Annotated in this window: 4 protein-coding genes; all 4 read right to left on the bottom strand. The window is 37.4% G+C overall.

Annotation, left to right across the window (positions count from 1 at the left end):
• From QUB80_RS01895 to QUB80_RS01880, 4 genes are read right to left on the bottom strand one after another with little or no spacing between them, the layout of a single operon-like run.
• A complete protein-coding gene (locus QUB80_RS01895; protein ID WP_289787796.1) occupies positions 1–3,459 on the bottom strand; it encodes a non-ribosomal peptide synthetase in 3,459 nt (1,152 codons plus the stop codon).
• Positions 3,456–6,194, bottom strand: coding sequence for a non-ribosomal peptide synthetase (locus tag QUB80_RS01890; RefSeq protein ID WP_289787795.1), 2,739 nt, complete (start codon positions 6,192–6,194; stop codon positions 3,456–3,458). The genes QUB80_RS01895 and QUB80_RS01890 overlap by 4 nt, the downstream gene beginning before the upstream one ends.
• Before the next feature lie 36 nt (positions 6,195–6,230).
• Complete coding sequence (ectB, locus tag QUB80_RS01885) at positions 6,231–7,481, bottom strand: diaminobutyrate--2-oxoglutarate transaminase (RefSeq protein WP_289787794.1); 1,251 nt, start codon at positions 7,479–7,481, stop codon at positions 6,231–6,233.
• A 41-nt stretch (positions 7,482–7,522) separates the two neighbouring features.
• Positions 7,523–8,407: a cupin-like domain-containing protein gene (locus QUB80_RS01880; RefSeq protein ID WP_289787793.1), complete on the bottom strand. Its 885-nt coding sequence runs from the start codon at positions 8,405–8,407 to the stop codon at positions 7,523–7,525.
• Between the last annotated feature and the right edge of the window lie 11 nt (positions 8,408–8,418).

The raw sequence follows: 8,418 nt of genomic DNA, 5'->3' as shown, positions 1-8,418 counted from the left end.
TTAGATATTTTGGATAGATTTAAGTTTTTGAAGGCGTTTTCTTTGTTGTGCTTTGCCGTCGGCAATTTTTTCGGTAACAATCTCTATACTTTCAGCTGTTATTTTTTCCGGCTCAACTTGCGTTAAATAATTGGCTAAAGAGTTAATTGTGGGATATCTAAATAAGTCAAGAACCGCTAAATTTTTGGTAAATAGTTCACGTAATTTGCTATTCACTTGCACCAAAAGCAATGAATGACCACCGAGTTCAAAGAAGTTATCATGAATACCGACATTTTCTAGTCGCAGGACTTGTTGCCAAATTTGGGCAATGGTTTGTTCAACTTCCGTTTGGGGTGGTTGATAAGCATCAGCTAATTCGGGGCGGGCTATGTCAGGTGCAGGTAAAGCTCGGCGGTCAACTTTACCATTTGTGTTTAAGGGTAATGTTTCTAACAAGACAAAAGCCACGGGGATCATGTAGCTGGGTAATTTTGACTCTAAAAAACTACGTAGTTCTGAAATGCTTAATATTTGTGCTGTTTGCGGAACTAGATAGGCAACTATTCGTTGTGCATTAACAACAACTATAGTTTCTCGTACTCCTGGATATTGAGCGATCGCCGCTTCTATTTCTCCTAGTTCAATGCGGAACCCTCGCAGTTTCACTTGATAGTCAATCCGACCAATGTATTCTATTTCTCCATTAGGAAGATAACGGGCTAAATCACCTGTTTTGTAAAGACGGCTGGCTGTGGTGCTAAAACTAAAAGGATTGGGAATAAATTTCTCGGCAGTTAATTCAGGACGGTTTAAGTAACCTCGACCAACGCCTACACCGCCGATATAAACTTCCCCTGGTACACCCACAGGAACAGGATGAAGATATTTGTCAAGGATATAAATTTGAATATTGGCAATTGGGCGACCGATAGGAACTGTCTTGTGGTTACTGAGATGATTTTGGCATTGCCAAAAGGTGACATCAACAGCCGCTTCTGTTGGTCCATAAAGATTATATAATTGGGCATCCAGTCGCTGAAAAAAGCGTTGTTGCAGTTCAACTGGTAATGCTTCTCCACTGGCGATTACCCGCACCAAAGACTGACATTTTTCTACTGCTTCTGCTTCCAAAAAAACTTGCAGCATGGATGGGACAAAATGTAAGGTCGTTATTTGCTGCTGGACAATCAAGTTAATCAAATAGTTGGGATCTTTATGTCCTTCTGGTTGGGCTATTACTAACCGCGCACCCGTCATCAACGGCCAGAAGAATTCCCAGACTGAGACATCAAAATTAAAAGGAGTTTTCTGCAAAACTCTATCTGCTGGTGTTAGTTGGTAAGCATCCTGCATCCACAGTAAGCGATTGCAGATTCCGCGATGGGTGTTCATTGCACCCTTTGGTTTCCCTGTGGAACCAGAAGTATAGATGACGTAGGCGAGGTAATCTTCAGTGATGTGAGTTACGGGATTTTCACTGTGGTGATCGCTAATTAATTCCCAATCACTATCCAGACAAATAACCTGCGCTAGCTGATTTGGTAGTGTTGCAACTAATTTCTGTTGGGTTAACAAAACCCTTGGTTGAGCATCTTCTAATATATAAGCCAAGGGTTCTTGGGGATAGCTAGGCTCTAGAGGTACATAAGCACCTCCGGCTTTGAGGATGGCTAAGATTCCAATGACCATATCGAGTGATCGCTCAACACAAATCCCGACTAATACCTCTGGTTTGACTCCTAAAGTTTGTAAATAATGTGCTAATTGGTTGGCTTTGGCGTTTAGTTCGCGGTAAGTTAATTGCTGGTTTTCAAATACTACTGCTACTGCATCAGGTGTTTGTTCTACTTGCGATTCAAATAACTGATGAATGCATTGATCTTGTGGATATTCGACTTGAGTATTATTCCACTCTACTAAAAGTTTATGACGCTCTGATTCTGTTAATAATGATAATTCTGATAGCCGTTGCTCTGGATTAGTAACAATACCTTGGAGCAAAGTCTGTAAATGTTCTACCATGCGCGCAATGGTGGTGTCATCAAATAAATCTGTATTATATTCTAAACTTCCTACTAATCCCCCTTCTGTCTCCTTCATATCAAGTGTTAAATCAAACATTGCGGTGTTAGCGTTATTCTCCAGGAAATTCAAAGTTAAACCTGAGATTTCTAACGCAGACATTGGGGTATTTTGCAGAATAAACATTACTTGAAATAGAGGCGCATAACTCAAGTTGCGCTGTGGCTGCAATTCTTCAACTAATAAATCAAAAGGTATATCTTGATGAGCGTAAGCTTCTAAAGTTGTCTCGCGTACACGCCTCAACAATTCTTTAAAAGTGGGATTACCAGTGAAGTCAGTACGCAACACCAGAGTATTGACAAAAAAACCAATTAGTTGTTCGATATCGTTACGGTTACGATTAGCGATCGGCGAACCTACTAAAATATCTTCTTGATTGCTGTAGCGATGCAATAATGTCTTAAACCCAGCTAACAAAGTCATGAACAGCGTCGCATCTTCATGACGGCTAAGTGTCTTTAACGCTTCAGTCAAATCAGTAGATAGAGTAAATGATTTTCTTTTACCCCGAAAAGTCTGAATTGGCGGTCGAGGATAATCTGTAGGTAGTTGCAAAATTGGGAGGTTGCCACCAAGCTGTTTTTTCCAGTAAGAAAGAAGGTTGTCTAGAACTTCTCCTTGCAACCATTGGCGCTGCCAAACAGCAAAATCTGCATATTGAATGGGTAATTCTGGAAGCGGAGAAGCTTGATTTTGAGAAAAGGCTTCATACAGGGCTACTACTTCTTGGATGAGTATACCCATCGACCAACCATCAGAGATGATGTGATGCATGGTAAACATCACTACATACTCTTCTTCGGCTAATTGTAAGAGAGTACATCGCAGTAATGGTGTTTCGTCTAATTTGAAACATTGCGAAGCTTCCTTACTCAAAAGTTGTTGAACTTCGGCTTCGCGCTCGACTTTTGGTAATTCTTGTAAATTAATTACAGGCAAATTTAAAGTCAAAGTCGGGTGAATGACTTGGAGGGGTTGCCCTTTTTGTGAGGCAAAAGTCGTTCTTAAAACTTCATGCCGCCGTATAATTTCATTGAGGGTCTTTTCCAGTGCTACTACATTGAGCGAACCTTGCAGATGAAAGGCGGCAGGTAGATTGTAAAAGTTACTGCCTGGTTGTAACTGGTCGATAAACCAGAGTCGTTGTTGGGCAAAGGATAGAGATAGATTTTCCTGTTGTGGTGTTGGGCGAATTGGCTGATGATTAGAACTTAAAGTTACGTTATTTTGACGTATAAAAGCGAGGATTTCTGCTTTGCGTTCCGCTAGTTCTGCTTTAATAACTGGTGTCAGCGCACCTTTAGGAGCGTTACAAAGCAGGCGATTTTCTTCAACCCACAGCTTGATATCGAGACTGCAAAGATCGGATAAAAACTCTTCAATAGTTTTCATATTTCTATCTCCTCACGATCTACTGCATCCATAGACATAAACTGTAGCTGTTGGACTGTCAGCATTTTCTCGATACGTTCTACCAATTGAGCGACTGTAGGTGCTTCAAATAAACTGCGTAAAGGTAACTCTACTTTAAATGCTTCTCGCAATCGGGAAATGACTTGAGTTGCTAATAAAGAATGTCCGCCCAAATCAAAGAAATTGTCGTGAATACCAAGGTGCGATCGCTTTAATATCTGCATCCAAATGTCAGCAACTATCTCTTCCGCGGGGGTGCGGGGTGCAACAAAACTAACTTCTTCATCTTGAAAATTGGGTACAGGTAATGCCCGACGGTCTATTTTACCACTGGGAGCTAGGGGCAATGCTTCTAGCAGTACAATCGCCGAGGGGATCATATAACCTGGTAGCTTTTCTTTAAGTAAATCACGTAACTGTTGGACTGGGTTGTTATTGCTTGTCTCATTCTCATAACTCTGATAGCTAGGAACAACATAAGCAACTAAGCGTTTATCATCAGGATTGTCTTCCCTCAGCACAACCACATTGTCACGCACTAGTGGATGCTGACCGAGCAAAGCCTCAATCTCACCCAATTCCACTCGAAAACCACGAATCTTCACTTGCTGGTCAATACGCCCGAGAAATTCAATATTTCCATTCGCCAACCATCTTCCTAAATCCCCAGTTTTATAAATTAAATCGCTGCGATTTGCTGGTAAGTTCTTCCTATCATCAGTAAACGGGTTGGAAACAAAGCTCAGATTGGTTTTTTCGGGGTTTTTCCAATAACCAGCACCAACACCAATTCCCGATACACAAATTTCTCCTGGCGCACCAATGGGTAATAATTTCAGCTGTTCATCTAGGATATAGAGATTTAAGTTAGCTAATGGTTTACCAATTGGTATTGTGCGTTGATTTTCTGGTAAAGGTCGATCGATAATAAACTGTGTAATATCGTCAGCCGCTTCGGTAGGTCCATAAGCATTCACTATTTTGATATCGGGATATATCTGGAGCCATTTATTTACCCAACTGACTGATACGGCTTCTCCTACAACCATCATCCATTTCAAACAGGGTAATTCTCTTTGGGCAATCGGGAGTTGTGCAGCATATTCCAATAAACCACCAAATAATGCTGGAACTAATTCCACTACTGTAATTTTTTCAGATTTTAGTACAGAAAATAGTTTTGCAGGAATCGCTACTGTTTCCAAGTCTACAATTACTGTCTTACCACCAATTAATAATGGTGCTAAAAATTGCCAAACAGAAATATCTGTGGAAGAAGGAGCACTTTGTAAAAAACCAAATTCTGCGGTTAATTCTAATGCATCAAATTCGGCATAAATATGATTAATTGCACCATCATGTCTGACAATTGCACCTTTGGGTAGTCCGGTGGAGCCAGAGGTATAAAGCATATAAGCTGGGTCATCAGCATGATTGATTGGTTCTAGATTTTGTTGACTCAGGTGGATAAAATCTAGTTGATTGTAAATGGTTAATTGTTGATTTTGACTTAGCTGTATATTTTCAGCAACAACTGCATCTACACAGATAATCGATTTTAATTGCTGACAATTATCTATAAAATTTGTTAAGGTTGTTAATAATTCTCCATCTGTAAGCAAAAATCGGACTTCGCTATTATATAACATATATTCAATCCGATGTGACGGATAATTACTATCAATCGGTACATAAGCCCCGCCTGCTTTGTATATAGCCAAAATAGCGATGAGAAAATTAATATCTCGGTCTTTAAATATACCAACAAATTCGCCTTTAGTAACTCCTAGCTGACGTAACAATAATGCTAACTGATTCGCTTTTTCGTTGAGTTCTTGGTAAGTTAGTTGAGTTTTTTTATAAACTACTGCTATACGATTAGGAGTCTGAGAAACTTGCTTTTCAAATAATTGATTTATTGTCTGTTCAACAGGATATAATCTACTATTGTTGTTATATTGTTTTAACAACTGATATTTATCAAAATCATTTAAGAAAATAATCTCTGAGATAGGGGTATAGATTTGATTTATAAGACTGTCAAGTACATTAGTATAATATGTACTTATTAATTTAATATTGTCATCTTGAAATAGATATTCGTTATACTCAATATTTCCATTAATAGTTGCACCATTAACTTTGCAAGAAATTGTAATGTCATTATTAATTTGATTTAAATTACTTTTATGATGAATATTTTCTAGAAGAATTACAATATCAAAAATTGGGCAGCGATTAGAAATTTTTGGTAGCTGTAATAACTCAAATAATTCATCAATATTATAGTTTTGATGACTGTAGGCATCGATAATTGCGTTTTGGACTTGCAAAAGAAAGTCTTTGCATGAAAGTTCAGGTGTTACCTGAGTTCGCAAGGGAATAACTTTGCTATTGAGATTATCTGTAGCAATCTCCTCATATATGGGTATTCCAACTATCACATCCTGATTGCGCGTATATTTTTGCAGCAAGATATTCAATGCGGTCACAAGTATCAAATATATTGAGAAGGGAGAATTTTTAGCGAACTTAATAATTGCTTGAGATAAATCACTAGCTAAATCAAAGTTAAAATATTTGTTTTTGCCACTGTAAAATGTAGGTCTGACATAATCTAGCATTAGATTAGTTTCTGGTAGTTCTCCAGACAGTTGATTTATCCAATAAGTTCTTTGCGAGAACAAGTTATGTGAGTGTGAATTTATCGTCATAGACTTTCCTGTTCAGTTATAAATTTCAGTTTATTTTTATATACAGTCATGAAAAGCTTGTTTAATAATTGAACAACCTCTTTCCAAGGTAGCTACATCAATTACCAATGGTGGCAGTATTTTAATTACAGTATCATTTCTACCAGCTAATTCAATTATTAACCCTAATTCAAAACAACGCTTAGTTACTTTTTTAGCAAAAACATTACCACCAAAATTTTTCACATCAATTCCCCAAATCATGCCAATTCCTCGGATGGTAATGTTCTCACTAATTGATGCTATTTCTTGAGTTAGGAAATTTTTCAAGAAAATTTCTTTAGTTTTTACATCCTGTTCAAGATTGCTACCTTCTCTATACTCTAGAGCAGCAGTTGCTCCAATAAATGCTAATTGATTACCTCTAAAAGTACCATTATGTTCGCCCGGTTCCCATGTATCTAACTCTGGTTTAATTAATAATAATGACATCGGAAACCCATACCCGCTAATAGATTTAGAGAGTACTACTATATCAGGAACAATATCTGCTCTTTCAAAAGAGAAGAAAGATCCAGTTCGACCGCAGCCTACTTGAATATCATCACAAATTAATAAAATATCATGCTCATTGCATAACTTTCTAAGTCGTTGCATCCATTCAACAGGAGCTACAACAACCCCACCTTCAGCTTGTACTGTTTCAAAAATAATTGCTGCTGGTTTTTCTATTCCCGAATTAACATCATTTAAGACTGTTTCTATATATTCTATAGTGTCAAAACTTGCCATAAATCCATAGGGATAAGGCATAAAAGTTACATTACTTGATGTACCATTTGCCCCAGAGCGAATTCCAATATTGCCGCTAATGGATAAGCTACCCAAAGTCATGCCATGATATGCTCCCATAAAGGAAAATATGCCCGATCTTTGCTTGACTTTTCTGGCTAACTTTAAAGCTGCTTCGACAGCATTTGTTCCTGTTGGGCCGCAAAACTGAATGCGATAATCTAGTTTTTGGGTACTTAAAATTACCTCATTAAACTTGGATAAAAACTTTTCTTTAGCCGAAGTATACATATCCAAAGCATGGGCAATGCCATCGGCATCTAAATATGAGATAACTTTTTGCTTGATATAATCATGGTTATGCCCATAATTTAAAGCACCTGCTCCAGCAAAAAAATCAATATACTCTTTACCAGAGTCAGAATAAATTATCGAACCTTTAGCTCGATGAAATATATCAGGAAAATTACGACAATAGCTTCTAACGTTTGATTCACACTTTTCAAATATATTCATAATATTGCTTTTGGGAAATAAGTAAATACATTAATCGTCTTTCATGAAACATAATTAAGATAGGATTTATAAAATTTAAAAATTATCTGTGGCGAAATTTTTAATACTAAACCCATAGTTAGTAAAAAGTTATAATATAAGTTTTGCACTGGCATACCTTTTGCGATCGCGGCTAAAGCATTCAGCGAACTTTTTGGAGTATGCCAATCGATATTAAATGAAATCGACGGGTCTAAACTTCTCACATGATGTAGCGTTCCGGGAGGCATATATAAAATATCTCCAGGATTGACAATAAATTTAATCGGTCTGGCATTTTTGTAGTCAGGATATTTATGGAAATCTGGAAGCTCTGGATTAACCAGAAACCATCGCCAGCCTTGACGATAACAATATTTGGCATCTTCAGAAAGTAATATAGTAAATTGTTTACGCCCAGAAATTTGAAAAAAAATATTGTTAGTCAGCAGACAATCAAAATGTAGTGGAGTGAGACTATCAGAAGCACCAATAAAAAATTGACAGTAACGCCACCATTTGTACCAATACCATTTGGGTAAGTAATCTAAAGGAAATGGTTGAGCATCTTCTATAAGTGCAGGTATTAAGCTAAATAGGGGCAAGTCATGACAATAGGGTGGTAAATCGTTGATTTGCTTGTTTTGTTCGTAGGCTTGAATTAATTCAACATATTTTTCCATTGTCAAACTACATAATTTAATTTCCTGAGTTTGACTAAATTTTTTGGCATAAATATTTAAATTGGGAGATAAGTTTTTGAAGTATTCTAAAGACCATGTATCAAAGCCATGCCACTTTTTAATTGCTCCCGATATAATCACTGGTTTACCGCAATCAACATAGTTTGACTTAAATTCCTGACTTATCAGCTTGTATCTGCGCTCGATTTCATTGACGACAATCATATTTGCACCTT

The sequence above is a fragment of the Chlorogloeopsis sp. ULAP01 genome (genome assembly GCF_030381805.1).
Taxonomy (GTDB): domain Bacteria; phylum Cyanobacteriota; class Cyanobacteriia; order Cyanobacteriales; family Nostocaceae; genus Chlorogloeopsis.
Note: the sequence above shows the minus strand (reverse complement) of the source record. Positions and strands in the feature narration are given on the sequence as shown.